Source organism: Marinicella sediminis (genome assembly GCF_002000055.1).
Classification (GTDB): domain Bacteria; phylum Pseudomonadota; class Gammaproteobacteria; order Xanthomonadales; family Marinicellaceae; genus Marinicella; species Marinicella sediminis.
Window position 1 is genome coordinate 1 of sequence record NZ_MVBD01000013.1, and the last position, 15,904, is coordinate 15,904.

Here is a 15,904-nt window from a genome sequence, read left to right on the forward strand (position 1 = left end):
CCTGCCCTTCACCCTAAAGGGTCCGCTTCGCGGGGCTCAGGTGTTCCTGACACCTGAGTCAGCCACTCGGCCAACTCTCCATATTCATGGTTGAAAGTTTTTTTAGGGTTTGTCTTTCTACAAACCTATTCAGTCAGCGGCACAAGGTGCTGGCTGGCTGTTCTTTGAATCAAGCTTCTGCTTGGCTGATTACTTGTGGGTAATTATGCTGACAGAACTTCATGTTCAAGGGGCGGATATTTTAATTTAATATCTGCAGAATGCAACTGCTTTTCGGCGATTTATTGATTACCAACGTTGTCATCTACATCTGCTGCTGCAGAATCATCTGCCGGAGCAGCGTCCACATCCACACTTTGTTCGTTTTTGATGCGTTCGTAAATTTCCTCACGATGCACAGCGATTTCTTTGGGAGCATTGATTCCAATCCTCACCTGATTGCCTTTGATACCCAATACGGTTACCGTGACATCGTCACCAATCATCAATGTTTCACCGACCCTTCTCGTCAAAATTAACATTTAACTTTCTCCTTTTTGTTAGCGCAGGCTTCGGGGAAAACCTGTTCCAATGATTGACTCATTTAGTTTGAATTATGTGAGTCATTGTGTTGACAAATTAGACTATATTTCCTGCAAAATGAGAAGTCTTAATTTGATATATTACGCTCCAGATCAGTTAAAACCTGACTGATCACTTGCTCAAGCTGGGTCATGGTGGCGCTGCCTCCGCCCTGTGCAAAATCCGGCCTACCGCCGCCCCTGCCATTAACTTGAGACAATATGTCTTTGATCACATCACCAGCCTTCACAGTTTTGGTCAATTTTTTGGTCACACCAACCAAAACCTGTGCTTTTTCTTCGACAATGTTGCCAAAAACCACCACGCCAGATTCGTATTTACTTTTGAACCCATCTATGGAGTCACGCAGTACAGTAACATCTGTGTCGTCAAAAACGCGTGTTAAATAATGAATGCCATCCACTTCTTTCACATCATTAAAGACATCGCCCACAGAGGCACTGGCTTGTGCCTTATTGTACTCTTCCAGTTGTTTTTGTGCAGCCTTATTTTGCTCTATCAACGCCAAGGTATTGCTTTCAATTTGATCAACCGGGGTATTCATCAGCACGCTCAAACGTTGCAGTAAGGCTTCCTGTTGGCTGATCAACTGATATGCAGCCTCCCCGGTCACTGCCTCGATCCTTCTGATTCCAGAAGCCACAGAAGTTTCCTGGGTGATTTTGAACAACCCAATGTCACCTGTCGCATGCACATGCGTGCCACCACACAGCTCAATTGAATAACCGCCAAAATCCATGACCCGTACTTCGTCACCATACTTTTCCCCAAATAAGGCCATGGCACCTGACGCAATGGCCTGGTCATAGCTCATCAGCTGGTCTTTTGCCTGGTGATTGGCCCTGATCACAGCATTTACCTGAGCCTCTATAGCAGCCAATGTCTGTTGGCCTATGGGTTGATTGTGTGAAAAGTCAAAACGCAATTTTTCTGCATTAACCAATGAACCTTTTTGTTGCACATGCTCACCCAATTCATCACGCAGAACTTTGTGTAACAAATGAGTGGCTGAATGGTTGAGGATAACCTTTTGCCGATACACCCGATCAATTTCAGCGTCTACGGTTTGCTTGACATTGACCGCGCCCTGTTCAATGGTTACGGCATGTAAATGAAATTGTCCTGCCGCTTTTTGAGTGTCTGTCACCCGGGCTTTAAAACCACCCCGGCTGATCACTCCCTGATCACCCACTTGACCGCCTGATTCAGCATAAAAAGGCGTCTGATCGAGAATCAGGTGACCCGTTTGCCCTGCTTCCATATGTGCTACCGGTTGCCCATCAAGTAATATCATGACAACCCTTGCTTCTGTGGCACACCGGTCATAGCCAAGGAACCTGGTGGGCTCGAGTGATTGCACCACATCAGCAGATATTTGGTTGGCTTGAGCAAACTGTTTATTGGATCTTGATCGGTCTTTCTGAGCAGCCATACTGGCATCAAAAGCAGCCACATCAACCACCCGGCCATCTTCACGGGCAACATCTTGGGTCAAATCCAAAGGAAAACCAAAGGTGTCATATAATTTAAAAGCCAACTCACCTGGAATTTGCTCACCTTTGGGTAGTTTTCCGGTGGCTTTCTGATATTCCTGCATACCCACTTCAAGGGTTTCAGCAAATTTAAGTTCTTCCTGCTTCAGCGCTTTGGCTATGGTTGATTGATGTGCAACCAGTTCCGGGTAATCCTCACCCATGACATCCACCAATGCACCCAACATGTCAGCAAAGAAAACCCCTTGCGCACCCAGTTTATGTCCATGCCTGGCAGCCCTGCGAATGATCCTTCGCAACACATAGCCCCGCCCTTCATTGGAGGGCAACACCCCATCTGCGATCAAAAATGCACAGGTTCTGATGTGGTCTGCAATCACTTTCAATGAAGGGTCCTGCAGATCTTTGGTCCCAGTCAGACTGGCTGCTTTTTTGATCAGGTGCTGGAACAGGTCGATGTCATAGTTATTGTGCTTACCTTGCATGATGGAAGCAATCCGCTCAAGTCCCATACCCGTATCCACACAAGGGCTGGGTAAGGGAAGCAATGACCCATCAGCCTGTTTGTCATACTGCATGAATACCAGGTTCCAGATTTCAATGAACCGATCACCATCTTCTTCAGGTGTCCCGGGAGGCCCTCCAGCGATGTCCTCACCATGATCATAAAAAATCTCTGTGCACGGTCCGCAAGGGCCTGTGTCACCCATTTGCCAGAAGTTATCCTTGGCGCCAATCCGGGAAATTTTTTCTGCCGGAAAGCCAATCTCATCCCGCCATATTTGTTCAGCTTCATCATCTTCTTCAAAGACTGTGACCCATAATTTTTCTTTCGGCAAACCCAATTCCTTGATTAAAAAATCCCAGGCAAACTGAATGGCTTCGCGCTTAAAGTAATCACCAAAACTGAAATTACCCAACATTTCAAAAAAAGTGTGGTGCCGTGCGGTGTATCCAACCTGATCAAGGTCGTTGTGTTTGCCACCTGCACGGACGCATCGCTGCGATGATGCGGCTCTTGTATAAGCCCGCTTTTCGGCACCTAAAAACACATCTTTGAATTGCACCATGCCGGCATTGACAAACAACAGTGTGGGATCATTTCCAGGAATCAGCGAACTGCTTTTCACTGTCTGATGTTGTTGTTCGGCAAAATAAGACAGAAATTTCGCTCTGATTTGTTGGGTGGTTAACATAATTAGCTGATCTGACAAAACAAGCAGGAAATTTTATTGAAGACCGCCCCAATATACAACCATTAAGTCAAAAAGCACCACAGCGTCAACACGGCAACCAGTAAGCAGCCAAACAGTGCTGGAACAGGTATTCAGTCTGCTTGTCGCTCGAAAGCCGCCACATCCTCAGCCGTATCAATGCCTCTGGGCATAACTTGAGTAGCCCTGGCTGCAACAATCACCTCACCATGGGCCAGCGCACGCAATTGTTCCAACGATTCCAGCAGCTCCATTTCACTGGGAGGCAATGCGGCAAATTTTTTCAGAAATGAAACCTTATACATGTACAGACCAATGTGGTGTTTGTAGCTGGTTTCAGGCGGCATGGATGGTGGTTCACCAAACGTGGCCTGCGAATATGGAATCGGTGCCCGGCTGAAATACAGCGCCCTTCCCGTATGGTCGGTCACCAACTTCACACAATTGGGGTCCATCACTTGTTCAATGCGGGTGATCTCCTGATACAACGTTCCGATGCTGGCCTCTGGGTGTTGTTGAACCATGTCAATAACCTGCCTGACATTATCCACAGGTATCTGCGGTTCATCACCCTGGTAATTGAGCACCCAGGTGTCATCGGACCAGCCCATCAAATGTGCACATTCTGCAATGCGATCGGTACCTGACTGATGTGTCGCACTGGTCATTACCACCTGATGACCAGCACCTGCCACCAAAGACTCAATACGCGCATCATCTGTGGCCACAACCACCTGACTGGCGCCCAGCGATTGGGCAGACTCAACAGCCCACAAAATCAGTTCTTTGCCTTTCAACTTGATCAGGGGCTTGCCTGGTAACCGAGACGAGGCATAGCGGGCCGGTACACACACCACGAATTGAAAATCACTCATGATAATTTTTCCTCAAGCGCTTTGTTCAAGGCTTCCAGGGTCGGTGTTGGAACATCCACGCCCAGCTTAACCACCCATACATGCGGCAAGTCCAGATCCTGACATTTAACCGCGTCTTTTTCTGTGATGATAACCGGCATTTCACTGGCCTCAGGAAAATCAGAGGCTTGAATCTCATGATGGTCTGGCAATGGTTTTTTAACAATGGCAAAACCAGCCGATGACAACAGCCTGAAAAAACTTTCGGGGTTGGCAATGCCTGCCATGGCAAGGATTTTCTGACTGCGAAATTCCGCCAGTGGTCTGACCACACCAGGGTGGTTTAGCTGATAAATGCCATCAATTTTATAGTCATAGAAACACCCCTCTTCAACCGCTCCTTTATGGATCACCAGGTCGACCAGCTGCAACCGCTCAATGGGTTCCCGCAAGGGGCCGGCGGGTATCATTTGTCCATTGCCGGTTTTCCAGTTGGCATCCAGCATCACAAACTCAACATCCCTGCCCAATGCATAATGCTGCAGACCATCGTCACTGATGATCACATTACAGTGATATTGCTTAATTAGGGTTTGTGCTGCCTTAACCCGGTTTTTCCCAACAACCACTGGCAGTTTGGTTTTTTGCGCCATCAATAAGGCTTCATCACCTGAAGCCACTGGGTTGGCGTTGGGCGTGACAAACATCGGCTCGACTTTGCGTTTACCACCGTATCCACGCGAAACAATGCCGGGCTTGAAGCCCTGAGATTGTAAATGAAGCGCCAGCCAAATCACAAAAGGGGTTTTACCACCACCACCTGCAGTGATGTTTCCCACCACCACAACCGGGACTTTCAGTTGATGGGTCTTGAGTATTTTCCAGCCAAACAAAGTACGCCTGAAGGCCACCAGCGAAGCAAATAACTTACTGACCAGTCTGGCAAACCAGCCCACGTGACCACCACCGTACCAGCGTTGACGGATTTTGGCTTCATTCATGACGGTCGGCAACTCCTTGTCTGACCAGCATCTGGCTTTGCTGAAGTTGTGCGTAAATACCTGGCACTGCCAGCAATTCAGCATGGGTTCCCACCTGAGCAACCTGCCCATGGTTGAGTACCACCACCTGATCGACGTGTTCAATGGTGGATAACCGGTGTGCAATAACCAGCGTGGTGCGGTTTTTCATCAACCGTTGCAACGCTTCCTGGATGTGTTTTTCAGACTCAGTGTCCAGGGCTGAGGTGGCCTCATCAAGAATCAATAGCGGCGCATCTTTCAAAATGGCCCTGGCAATCGCAATGCGCTGCCGCTGACCACCTGACAACCGGGTTCCGTTGTCACCCAGTTCGGTGTCAAATCCCTGGGGCAACGCTTCAATGAATGCCAATGCATTGGCTTGCTCAGCAGCTTTGATGATGGCCTCATCATCACAATCAGTCTGTTGACCATAAGCAATGTTGTTTCGTACCGTGTCATTGAACAACACCACCTCCTGACTGACCATAGAAATGTGCTCCCGGAGGCTGTCCAATGTAAAATCCTGAATGTTCCGGCCATTGAGTCTGATTTCACCACCAGTGACATCGTAAAATCTGGGAACCAGATTCACCAAAGTGGTTTTACCTCCTCCTGAAGCACCCACAAAAGCCACGCTTTGGCCTTTACTGATCGACAAGCTGATGTCTCTGAGGGCCTGCACCTCCTCACTGTAGGAAAAATCCACATGCTGAAATGACAATTCAATCTGGTCGGCATCCAGGCGATCGGACCCCGTGTCTTTTTCCGGCTCCTGTTGCAGCACCGACATCACACTGTCAGCTGCTGCCATGGTGGTTTGAATGGTAGAAAACACATTGGAGAGGTTTTTGATGGTTGGCATTAACAGCAACATGGCGGTCATGAATGACATGAAATCATAAGGTCCCATACCTGAACTGGCCGCAATATACATGATCACTGAAAGCGCAATGGCCACCAGCATCAGGTTGATGGAAGACATCACCTCCTGCGTGGCGACTATTTTCACCTGCAACTGCCTGTTTTTGCGAATGTTCAGCGCGAATTTTCGCTGCTCCTTATCCTGCCCTTTGAATATTTTAACAATTTTATGCCCTTTGACCACTTCCTCAACGGTCTGGGTGGTTTCCGCAATGGATTGCTGTATACCGTGACCAATGCGACGAAATCTTTTGTTGATCAATCTGATGATCAGCGCAATAACCGGAAACACCACAAACGCCACCAGCGCCAGTTCCCAGGAGTAGTAAAACATCACCCCAAGATAAAACACAATCCCCAACATTTCGCGGATGATGATGACAAAGTTCTTTGATACACCATTGGCCATTTGCTCAATGTCATAAATGATTCTTGATATCAGACCACCAGATGAATGGGCGTCATAGAAACGTTGGGGCAACACCAGGTATTGATTAAAGACTTTTCTGCGCAGATCATTGATGACTTTGCGTCCCACCCAGGTGAAGCCGTATGATGCAGCAAAGTTTCCCACACTTCTGATCAGAAAAACACCAATCACAAACAACGGTATGTACTTCACCCATACCGTGTCCTGCTCAGCAAATCCATTTTCCAAAATGGGTGACAGCATCCAGGTGAACAAGCCTTTCATGGCCGCATCAATCACAGCACCCAGAATCGCAATGACAAACACCAGGCGATACGGTTTGACGTGGCGCAGCAAACCCAGGTAGGTCAACTGATTGTGCTCAGCAGTCACTGTGAATCTTTGGTTTGAGTGGTTGCCATAGCAACTTTTTCAAATCCCATGCCGCCCAGCACATCCATGGCCATAACCACATGTTTATGAGCCACATTGGCATCAGCCCGAATGATCACTGGCATGTCCCGCTCATCACCGGTTATTTTTTGTAAGGCGTTACGCAGGGTTTTGGTCTGGGCGTTCACCAACTCGTTGTTGTTGACAAAAAACACCCCTTTCTCACTGATGGAAATAATCAGTTCCTCTGCCGTGGTGGTGGTTGGTTGCTGGCTGGCTTCGGGCAGTTCTATTTTCAGTTTGGCTTGTTTTTCAAAGGTTGTACTGACCATAAAGAAAATCAACAACAAGAACACCACATCAATCAATGGCGTCAGATTGAGCTTGCGTTGATCATTTTCTGGGTTGGATATCTTCATGGCGCTTATTTTTTACTGATCGCATCAATCAGTTGCATCACTTGTTGTTCCATTACGATGGTCTGATCGGCAATTTTATTTTTAAAATGCCGGTAGAACAGCACCGCCGGAATGGCCACAATCAGACCCGCTGCCGTGGTGGTCAGCGCCTGTGAAATACCACCTGCCAGCTGATTGGCGTTACCAACTCCGAATTCCATGATGTTAGCAAATACCTTCATCATCCCAATCACCGTTCCTAACAAACCCAACAATGGTGAAACCTCACCAATGGCACTCAGCCAGTTAAGGGGTTTTTCCAGTTGATGTGAAATGTGCCTGCCGGCATCCTCAACTGATTCAATGATTTCTTCTCTGGGGTCATCCCTTTTGCGCAATGCGGCAGCCATCAGATAGCCCAAAGGTGAATTTTCCGCCAGTTGATCAATGTGTTTGTGATCCAGGTTCTTTTTCCTCGACCATTCGATGACTTGTTCTGGTAATTGACCGGGAATGATTTCCTTGTCGCGCAATGACCAAAAACGCTCTCCAACGATCATCATGGCCAACGCCATCAGAATCAACAGGAAAATCATCACCACGCCACCACTGCTGACTATTTCAAACATGCATGCTCCAGATTAATTTTGCCGTATTGTAACGGCTGATTCATAAATTTTCTGTAAATAAATTGATCCACAAGCCTGATACCAGGGGATACCCGGCAATCCGGCTGACCGGACAAGGTTGCGGAACCACGGGTAACACCCACGTGGTTCCAATGTTTCAGTGTCTGCTTACCAATGCACACCACGCATCAGGCTGGCAAATGCCATTTGCTCAGGCGAGACTTCTCTGGGGGTACTGCTCGACTCTCCACGTGCCGCCGATGAATCCGGAAACATATTGAAAGCGGTGTTCATCATTACTTCCATGGACTTGGGAGCAACAGCATGCATCACTTGCGCAAAGATACCCAATCGGGTGGCGATGCGTTGCGGTCGGCGAATGATGGCGTCTTTGATGAACAAGGCCGCTTCTTCGGGTGAAATGGTTGGCACATTGTTATACATTTTAGTGGGGGCAATCATTGGTGTACGGACCAGAGGCATGTTGATGGTGGTGAATGCCACGTTGTGATCATTGTATTCCGATGCGGCACATCTGGAAAAGGCGTCCAGGGCTGCCTTGGATGCCACATAAGCTGAGAACCTTGGCGCATTGGTCAGCACCCCAATTGATGAAATATTGATCACCTGTCCATGCCGCCGCTCAGCCATTCCTGGCAGGAAACCCATGATCAGCCTCAAAGAACCAAAATAATTCAGATCCATGGTCCGCTGAAAGTCATGAAAACGGTCATAGGACAAAGCAATGGAACGACGAATCGAACGGCCTGCATTGTTGATCAGATAATCCACGCCGCCCAGGTCTTTGAGCACCACATCTACCAGGGTTTTGGCTGATTTTTCATCAGACAGGTCGGCGGTGTAGGCACTGACTTTGGCGCCGCGTTTCTTCAGGGCTTTGGCTGTTTCATTGAGTTTTTCTTCACCCCTGGCAACCACAATCAGGTGAGCGCCTGCATCAGCCAACATCTCCGCCACAGCCAGGCCGATGCCCGACGAGGCTCCGGTAACCATAACCCGTTTGTCCTTCACGCGACCGGACAATGAGCGGTCAATGAATAAGTCAGGATCCAGGTTGCGTTCCCAGTAATCCCATAAACGCCAGGCATATTTTTTCAGCTTCGGCAGTTTTATACCAGAGCCTTTCAGTGCCTTTTGGGTCTCACGGTCATCAAACCGTGTGGGGTAATTAATGAACTTCAGCACCCCAGGAGGAATGCCCAGGTCATTGAAAATTTGAGCCCTGATGCGTTTCACCGGAGACAACATCATCAAGCCTTGCTTGACCGCGCCAGGAATGAAATTAAAAATCCGGGCATCAACCCGCATATTCATTTGTGGGGCATGAGCCGCATCTGCAAAGACATTCAAAACCGAACCAATGCGTCTTGGATTTGGGTCAGTGATGTGGAAACAACCACCGTCCAGACCCTTTTTATGGGAAATGTGATCCAGCACATCCACCACATAATCGACCGGCACCATGTTCAGACGTCCGCCTTCAATACCCATCATTGGCATCCATTTGGGGAACGTATTGCGCAGTTTCTGAATCAGTTTAAAGAAATAGTATGGGCCATCAATTTTGTCAATCTGCCCGGTTTTGGAGTGACCCAAAACCATACCCGGGCGGTAAATCCGGAATGGAATCTGGCAGGTGTGTCTGACCACAGCTTCAGATTCGTGCTTGGTTTTAAAATAAGGATGATCCAGACCTTCGGCTTCTTCAAACATGTCCTCCCTGAAGACGCCGGGATACATACCCGCCGCGGCGATGGAAGACACGTGGTGAAAACATTTGGCTTTGATGGCTTCCGCCAGATGAATGGCATGAGAAGTACCATCGACATTGGCAGCCATCTGTTCATCCAATCCGGCACTCATGTCATAAATAGCAGCCAGGTGATAAAAGTGTTTGATTTTACCGGTCATCAGTTCACGGTTTTTCTTGGTCACCCCCAGACTGTTTTTGGTCAGGTCACCTGTCACCAGGTCAATGCGCTTCATCGGGGCATCCATGTCCTCAAGCATTTTCTTCAGCTTGGTTTTGGAACCTGAGCGTACCAACAGATATATGTGCCCGGTTCTCGCAAATAGTTTTTCCAGCAAGTGACGACCAACAAAGCCTGTTGCACCCGTGATGAAATATGCCATTAATTTTCTCCCGTTATTTGATTGACCGTAGATTTAAAATCGTGTCAAATGATGGTTATTCAATTTTTGATAATCATACCATGACTGAATTAAATGATGCATTTGAGAATGCTCAGAAAGACGTAAAAAAATTAACCAATCGCCCAGACGACGCGACTTTACTGAAACTCTATGCACTGTATAAACAAGGTTCTACCGGTGATGTTCAGGGTGATAAACCTGGCTTTTTTGATTTTGTCGGCGCTGCCAAATACGAGGCCTGGGAACAACTCAAAGGCACCTCAGCAGAAGCCGCCCAACAGCAATACGTTGACTTAGTAGCCAAGCTGAGCGACTGAGTGAAAACCAAAGAACGCATACTGACCACTGCCCTCAGACTGTTCAATGAAGAGGGCGAACCAAATGTAACCACCAACCACATTGCCGATGAAATGGACATCAGCCCCGGCAACCTGTATTACCACTACAAGAGCAAGGACGACATCATTTGGCAAATTTTTCTGCAATACGAGAAGCAAATCAAGGAAGTGTTGGACGCTCCGGACTTTAACCACGCCTCCATGAAGGACATGTGGCTGTACCTGAACATGGTATTTGATGTGATTGTTGAATACCGGTTCCTTTACCGGAACCTGATTCAGCTGATGAATCGCATCGAATTTCTGAAAAGACATTTCAGACACATCCTCGCACTGAAGTCTGAAAAAGCCCTGTTGATTCTTGAACAATTGCGTCAGGAAGGCACCCTCAGTGCCGACCAGCGCACCACCGCTAACCTGGCAGACCAAATTGCCCTGACCTCAACATTCTGGCTGAACTACTCGGTGGCCATTTTTGATGACAACTTCGATGAGCAAAAGAAATTGTCACACGGCATCTTTCATATCCTGCAAATGATCGCCCCTTTTCTGGACGAAAAACAAAGGACATTCCTGGACGAATTGTCCAAACAATTTTTATCCTGATAACCGGCAATCATCATCAACAACAATGGTTCACCGTCGCTTTATGGGCTAAGGACAGTTCCTGGTAGCTGTTCAACCAAACCGGCACCCATTAAGGTACTTGGTGTGTGATATCCAGAGGCACCGGCATGCTTGCCCATGAGCGCCTGAGCGACCAACAGAGAACCGTCGGCCGTCACCTCATACCCGTTAGCCACCTGGATGCGATAAGTCTGTCGCTCACCGGCGGCGTTGGTGACCTCTCCCCAAACGTGGGTGGTGAGTTTTTCCCGGGTGGCCTGATCGGGTCCTCTGACTTTTTTATCGACCCGCTTTTTGAGGAAATTTTGCACCAGACCAAGCCCCAGAAGGGGTTTGAACCAATTCATTCTTTTCAATTGCTTAACCATCCCTGGTGAGGCAGGAATGTACACTTCGATGTTGGGTATGCCGGTGTTGTGATAAGCCGTAGACACATCACCCCAGGGAATGGTCATGGCCAGTTTTTCACCCGCACCAAAATCGATTTTACGGGTTTTTGCAGCCAGCGGTACCGTGACAATCTGTCCACCTTTTCTGACCTTTCCGCCCTGCGGCAACGCCTCCACTGAGGTTTTGGCAGTGCCAGGTGAAAACCCAGAACGCGAATCAAAACCCAATGCCAGGTGAGTGGCATCCGGCATCATGGCTTTCAACCGCGCGGCCACACAATCGGTAGGTATCACATCAAAACCAACCCCCGGACACAATACCACGCCACGTTCTTTGGCTGCCTGGTTCAGACTGGCGGCCATTTCAAAAACGGCAATTTCCCCAGTGATGTCCAGGTAATGTGCCTGTTGTTTGAGACAGGCCTGCATCATCACTTCCGCGGTTTGTGAAAATGGTCCGGCACAATTCAATACCAGCGCAATGTTGCTGATCAAAGCATCAGATTTGGCCAGCGCATGGATGTCAAAAACCCGGTAATCCAGGCCATGTTGTTCAGCAAGGGCTTTGACTTTTTGTTCACTTCGGCCGGCCAGAACTGGGGCCAAGCCAGCTTTGACTGCGCGCTCGACAATCAATTTGCCTGAGTAACCTGTGGCCCCATAAATCATCCAGGACTGTTGTTTGTCATTCATCGGAACATCCTCTTCATCATTTTGAGTTTTTGCTTGTAAAAGTAATTCGGAAACCAACGGGCAATCCGGTATTGCCAGCGGGTTTGCTGGTCACACAAGACCATGAATTGTTTTTGTTTAACCGCGTCGAGAATCATGGTTGCCACATCTTCTGCTGTGTATTTCGAACGTTCCATCCAGCGGTTGATTTGTTGCTTAATCTGATCATCAGACTCCTGCATGGAATCCACCAGATTGGTTTTAAAAAACGCCGGACAAGCCACTGCCACATGGACCCCATCAGCTGCCAGCTCACCTCTGAGGGTTTCGCTGAGCGCCAATACGCCGGCTTTGGCCACGTTATACGATGCCATGCCTGGTGCCAGGGCAAGGGCTGCAAATGAAGCCACATTGACCACGGCAGATCCGGACTGTTTCTTCAATTGAGGAATGAAAGCCTGACAGCCCCTGACCACACCCATGACATTGATTTGCCACTGTCGCTGCCATTCTTCCTCGGTGGTGTCGGTCAACATACCTTGCGACCCCACACCAGCGTTATTGACCAGCACATCGACCTGTCCGAAGTGTTCAATCACCTGGTTTTTTAAAGTCAATAAGGCATCTGTCTGCGACACATCGCAGTGAAAAAACCGGGCATCAACACCACGACTTACCAGTTCCCGGGCTGCCAGTTCACCAGCCTCCTGTTGCACATCAGCCACTGCCACATCAAATCCGCGTTCAGCGGCTTTTTGCGCCAGTGCCAACCCCAATCCACTGGCAGCGCCAGTGATGACAATCACTCGTTTATTCATGGGGTCATGATAACAGAAAAAAGCGAACATTCGCTCGTTTTTTTGTTATAATCGATCAAAATAATTTCACCAGAGTAACCACATGACCCACACAGACTTCGAGTCAATCATTGAACGCATCCATTCCATCATGCATCAGCAGGTGATGCCACTGGAACCGTTGTTACTCCAACAGCAATGGTCCCGGTTATTCAATGCCATGAACCAAATCAGGACACATGTCAAAGCACAGGGGTTGTGGGGACCTAACCTGCCTGCCGATGTGGGTGGCATGTCACTGTCCATTAAACAATTGGGACTGATTTCTGAAGTCACTGGTCAATCCCCACTGGGACATTATTGTTTTGGCTGTCAGGCACCAGATGCTGGCAATGCTGAGTTGTTACACATGTATGCCAATGACTTCATCAAACAAGCATTTCTGTTGCCTTTGGCAAGTGGTGAGATCCGCAGTTGTTTTGCCATGACTGAACCACACACCGCAGGCTCCAACCCCACGCTACTGGACAGCACAGCTGAACTGATCGATGACCATTGGGTGATCAATGGTCGTAAATGGTTTACGACTGCAGCAGATGGAGCCGCTTTCACCATTGTCATGGCAGTTACAGATCCACAAGCGCCAAAACACCAAAGAGCCAGCATGATCATCGTCCCGCTGGACAACCCAGGCTACCAGAACCTGCGAAACATTCCGGTCATGGGCCATGCTGGCAGCGGATACTACTCGCACAGCGAAGTTGAATTCACCAACTGCCGGGTGCCAGCCAGCCACTTGATTGGACAGCGTGGTGCAGGATTTAAAATGGCACAGCAGAGACTCGGGCCCGGCCGCATTCAGCACTGCATGCGCTGGATTGGCATCGCCAACCGTTGTTTTGAACTGATGTGCAAACACATCAACTCACGGCAAATCACCCCCACCAGCACCCTGGCAGATCAGCCACTGATGCAAGCCAAAGTGGCAGAGTCCTATGCCGCCTTAAACGCCTCAAGGGCATTGGTTCTGGAAACGGCTGACATCATTGACAGTGCCGGTTTTGAAGCCGCCAAACACCACATTTCAATGATTAAATTCGAATGTGCTGGCATGTTACAATTGGTGGTGGACAATGCACTGCAGTCCATGGGAGCTCTGGGGATGACTGATGACAGCATCGTGGCCTTCTTTTACCGGGAAGAGCGCGCGGCTAGAATCTATGATGGCCCGGATGAAGTACACAAATTATCACTGGCAAAAAGTCTGCTGAAAAAACATCAATGAATCTGAGTTACGAAACCTTCCTGCAAGAGTTTGAAGCCCTGGTGGAAGACGAATGGTCCTGCCTGTTTGATCTTTATCATGAAAAGCTGAATCTGAAAAACCGCAAGATCGCCACCAAAAAATTTCAAACCATTATTGAATGCGTTTTTAAATTATCACAAACCAAGGGCTTTCAAGCCATGACCTTACGCGACCTCAGCCAGGAATCTGGTATCAGCATGGGCGGTTTGTATAAATATTTTTCCAATAAAAATCAGATCGCGGAAATGATTCATGCAGCCATGATTCAAATGGCTGAAACTTGTCTAAAGATTCGTCAATACCGCCATCAGGACCCGGTTTTCGAGTTGAACGAGCTGTTGGCCAGACACGTTTTCCTCAGTGAACGCTTAAAAAAATGGTTTTACTTCGTGTTCATGGAATGCAAAAGTTTGGACAAGGACCTGATGGAAACCATCATTGCATCTGAACGGTTCATGGAAAACGCCATCCACCAGCGCATTGTGGATGCCAATCAACAAGGTCTGAGCCAATGCACCAACCCGGATTTTGTTTCCGCCATGCTCAAAGTCATGTTACAGGAATGGTATCTGAAATCCTGGAAATACCAACAAAAAAACATCAATGCTGATCAGTATGTGGCCAACCTGTTGCTCAGCGTCTATCAACTGATACAGGTAAAGTAATGACCCCGGAACAACAACAAAACATCAGCCAATACCTGTCCACACAGCTGCAATCCACCGGTCCTTTTACATTCACCGCTTTCACTGGCGGGGCCTCCAACCTCACCTATTCTGTGAAAGATGAGAAGCAGGAATGGATCATGCGCACTTCACCTCCCGGCACCAAAGCCAAAGGCGCCCATGACATGAAAAGGGAGTATGATCTGCTGTCCCAACTTCACCCGGCTTTTCCCTTGTGCCCTGAAGTGGTGTTGATGTGTCAGGACGAAGCGGTTTTTGACCGGGATTTTTACCTGATGAAACCAATCAATGGCATCATCATTCGCCAACAACTGCCTGACATATACCAGGGCACTGACCTCAGCTTGCTGTGCCAGGAATTGGTGAATGTACAAAGTCGTCTGCACCAGGCGCCCACCGGGCAACTCCAGCGGTTTAACAAGGGTCCGGGCTACATAGAACGACAGATTTCAGGTTGGATTCACCGCTACCTGCGGGTGGCACCGGAACAAGACCTGGCTCCACCAGTGATCAGTTGGCTACAAAAGCATCAGCCGGCAGACAAGCGGACCTACACCCTGATTCACAATGATTACAAGTTTGACAATGTGGTTTTTGACCCGCAGGACAACACCCGGATCATCGGCGTCCTGGATTGGGAAATGACCACCATCGGAGATCCTTTGATGGACCTGGGTTGTTCATTGGCTTACTGGTTTGAAGCCGGTGATAATGAGCACCTCAAAGCCATCAGCATGATGCCTACCTACCTGGATGGCATGCTGACCAGAGATGAGCTGGTTCAGGCTTATGCCGAACACAGCGGTCTGCAGATTGATGATTACCACTATTATTATGTTTACGGCCTGTTCAGACTTGCCGTCATCCTGCAGCAAATTTACTATCGATATGAACAAGGCCAGACCGATAATCCGGCCTTTAAGCCATTGGGTCAGGTCAGAGATCTGATCCTGCAACAGGCACTCGGCCAGATTGCCTGAGCCTTAACCCATTTACCGA

Annotated in this window: 15 protein-coding genes; 5 read left to right on the top strand and 10 right to left on the bottom strand. The window is 48.5% G+C overall.

What is annotated here, in order from left to right; all coding sequences use genetic code 11:
* Positions 1 to 281: 281 nt before the first annotated feature.
* From csrA to B0475_RS14975, 8 genes are all read right to left on the bottom strand, one after another.
* A complete protein-coding gene (csrA, locus tag B0475_RS14940) occupies positions 282 to 521 on the bottom strand; it encodes a carbon storage regulator CsrA (RefSeq protein ID WP_077412692.1) in 240 nt (79 codons plus the stop codon).
* 128 nt (positions 522 to 649) lie between these two features.
* Positions 650 to 3,271 carry an alanine--tRNA ligase gene (gene alaS, locus B0475_RS14945; protein WP_109862411.1) on the bottom strand — a complete coding sequence of 874 codons (2,622 nt, stop codon included), beginning with the start codon at positions 3,269 to 3,271 and terminating at the stop codon, positions 650 to 652.
* Positions 3,272 to 3,402: 131 nt separating this feature from the next.
* Positions 3,403 to 4,164, bottom strand: coding sequence for a 3-deoxy-manno-octulosonate cytidylyltransferase (gene kdsB, locus B0475_RS14950; RefSeq protein ID WP_077412693.1), 762 nt, complete (start codon positions 4,162 to 4,164; stop codon positions 3,403 to 3,405).
* Entirely contained in the window at positions 4,161 to 5,144 is a 984-nt protein-coding gene (gene lpxK / locus B0475_RS14955) for a tetraacyldisaccharide 4'-kinase (protein ID WP_157892999.1), read from the bottom strand. Before lpxK ends, kdsB begins: the two co-directional genes overlap by 4 nt.
* Positions 5,137 to 6,888, bottom strand: coding sequence for a lipid A export permease/ATP-binding protein MsbA (msbA, locus tag B0475_RS14960; protein WP_077412695.1), 1,752 nt, complete (start codon positions 6,886 to 6,888; stop codon positions 5,137 to 5,139). The genes lpxK and msbA overlap by 8 nt, the downstream gene beginning before the upstream one ends.
* Positions 6,885 to 7,307, bottom strand: a complete 423-nt coding sequence (locus tag B0475_RS14965; protein ID WP_077412696.1) for an ExbD/TolR family protein — start codon at positions 7,305 to 7,307, stop codon at positions 6,885 to 6,887. The genes msbA and B0475_RS14965 overlap by 4 nt, the downstream gene beginning before the upstream one ends.
* Before the next feature lie 5 nt (positions 7,308 to 7,312).
* Positions 7,313 to 7,915, bottom strand: a complete 603-nt coding sequence (locus B0475_RS14970) for a MotA/TolQ/ExbB proton channel family protein (RefSeq protein WP_077412697.1) — start codon at positions 7,913 to 7,915, stop codon at positions 7,313 to 7,315.
* 168 nt (positions 7,916 to 8,083) lie between these two features.
* On the bottom strand, positions 8,084 to 10,069 hold the full coding sequence (locus B0475_RS14975) for an SDR family oxidoreductase (RefSeq protein WP_077412698.1): 1,986 nt from the start codon (positions 10,067 to 10,069) through the stop codon (positions 8,084 to 8,086).
* 80 nt (positions 10,070 to 10,149) lie between these two features.
* On the opposite strand from B0475_RS14975, the gene B0475_RS14980 reads away from it, so the two are divergent.
* Both B0475_RS14980 and B0475_RS14985 read left to right on the top strand, forming a co-directional pair.
* Positions 10,150 to 10,407, top strand: a complete 258-nt coding sequence (locus B0475_RS14980) for an acyl-CoA-binding protein (protein ID WP_077412780.1) — start codon at positions 10,150 to 10,152, stop codon at positions 10,405 to 10,407.
* Positions 10,408 to 11,034 carry a TetR/AcrR family transcriptional regulator gene (locus B0475_RS14985; protein WP_077412699.1) on the top strand — a complete coding sequence of 209 codons (627 nt, stop codon included), beginning with the start codon at positions 10,408 to 10,410 and terminating at the stop codon, positions 11,032 to 11,034.
* Between the two features lie 41 nt (positions 11,035 to 11,075).
* On the opposite strand, the gene B0475_RS14990 is transcribed toward B0475_RS14985, so the two are convergent.
* Both B0475_RS14990 and B0475_RS14995 read right to left on the bottom strand, forming a co-directional pair.
* Positions 11,076 to 12,137, bottom strand: a complete 1,062-nt coding sequence (locus B0475_RS14990) for a saccharopine dehydrogenase family protein (protein WP_077412700.1) — start codon at positions 12,135 to 12,137, stop codon at positions 11,076 to 11,078.
* Entirely contained in the window at positions 12,134 to 12,934 is an 801-nt protein-coding gene (locus B0475_RS14995) for an SDR family oxidoreductase (protein ID WP_157893000.1), read from the bottom strand. Before B0475_RS14995 ends, B0475_RS14990 begins: the two co-directional genes overlap by 4 nt.
* An 82-nt stretch (positions 12,935 to 13,016) precedes the next feature.
* On the opposite strand from B0475_RS14995, the gene B0475_RS15000 reads away from it, so the two are divergent.
* Genes B0475_RS15000 through B0475_RS15010 form a run of 3 tightly spaced genes read left to right on the top strand, consistent with a single transcriptional unit; the run spans position 13,017 to position 15,885 of the window.
* Positions 13,017 to 14,198: an acyl-CoA dehydrogenase family protein gene (locus B0475_RS15000; RefSeq protein WP_077412702.1), complete on the top strand. Its 1,182-nt coding sequence runs from the start codon at positions 13,017 to 13,019 to the stop codon at positions 14,196 to 14,198.
* Entirely contained in the window at positions 14,195 to 14,884 is a 690-nt protein-coding gene (locus tag B0475_RS15005) for a TetR/AcrR family transcriptional regulator (RefSeq protein ID WP_077412703.1), read from the top strand. Before B0475_RS15000 ends, B0475_RS15005 begins: the two co-directional genes overlap by 4 nt.
* Positions 14,884 to 15,885 (top strand): phosphotransferase family protein, encoded by a 1,002-nt coding sequence (locus tag B0475_RS15010; protein WP_077412704.1) that lies wholly within the window; start codon positions 14,884 to 14,886, stop codon positions 15,883 to 15,885. Before B0475_RS15005 ends, B0475_RS15010 begins: the two co-directional genes overlap by 1 nt.
* Positions 15,886 to 15,904: the final 19 nt, after the last annotated feature.

Bases quoted from the DNA above. Each gene is read 5' to 3' on its own strand.
- csrA (WP_077412692.1), bottom strand. From the start codon at position 521: ATGTTAATTTTGACGAGAAGGGTCGGTGAAACATTGATGATTGGTGAC.
- alaS (WP_109862411.1), bottom strand. From the start codon at position 3,271: ATGTTAACCACCCAACAAATCAGAGCGAAATTTCTGTCTTATTTTGCC.
- kdsB (WP_077412693.1), bottom strand. From the start codon at position 4,164: ATGAGTGATTTTCAATTCGTGGTGTGTGTACCGGCCCGCTATGCCTCG.
- lpxK (WP_157892999.1), bottom strand. From the start codon at position 5,144: ATGAATGAAGCCAAAATCCGTCAACGCTGGTACGGTGGTGGTCACGTG.
- B0475_RS14965 (WP_077412696.1), bottom strand. From the start codon at position 7,307: ATGAAGATATCCAACCCAGAAAATGATCAACGCAAGCTCAATCTGACG.
- B0475_RS14970 (WP_077412697.1), bottom strand. From the start codon at position 7,915: ATGTTTGAAATAGTCAGCAGTGGTGGCGTGGTGATGATTTTCCTGTTG.
- B0475_RS14975 (WP_077412698.1), bottom strand. From the start codon at position 10,069: ATGGCATATTTCATCACGGGTGCAACAGGCTTTGTTGGTCGTCACTTG.
- B0475_RS14980 (WP_077412780.1), top strand. From the start codon at position 10,150: ATGACTGAATTAAATGATGCATTTGAGAATGCTCAGAAAGACGTAAAA.
- B0475_RS14990 (WP_077412700.1), bottom strand. From the start codon at position 12,137: ATGAATGACAAACAACAGTCCTGGATGATTTATGGGGCCACAGGTTAC.
- B0475_RS14995 (WP_157893000.1), bottom strand. From the start codon at position 12,934: ATGAATAAACGAGTGATTGTCATCACTGGCGCTGCCAGTGGATTGGGG.
- B0475_RS15000 (WP_077412702.1), top strand. From the start codon at position 13,017: ATGACCCACACAGACTTCGAGTCAATCATTGAACGCATCCATTCCATC.
- B0475_RS15005 (WP_077412703.1), top strand. From the start codon at position 14,195: ATGAATCTGAGTTACGAAACCTTCCTGCAAGAGTTTGAAGCCCTGGTG.
- B0475_RS15010 (WP_077412704.1), top strand. From the start codon at position 14,884: ATGACCCCGGAACAACAACAAAACATCAGCCAATACCTGTCCACACAG.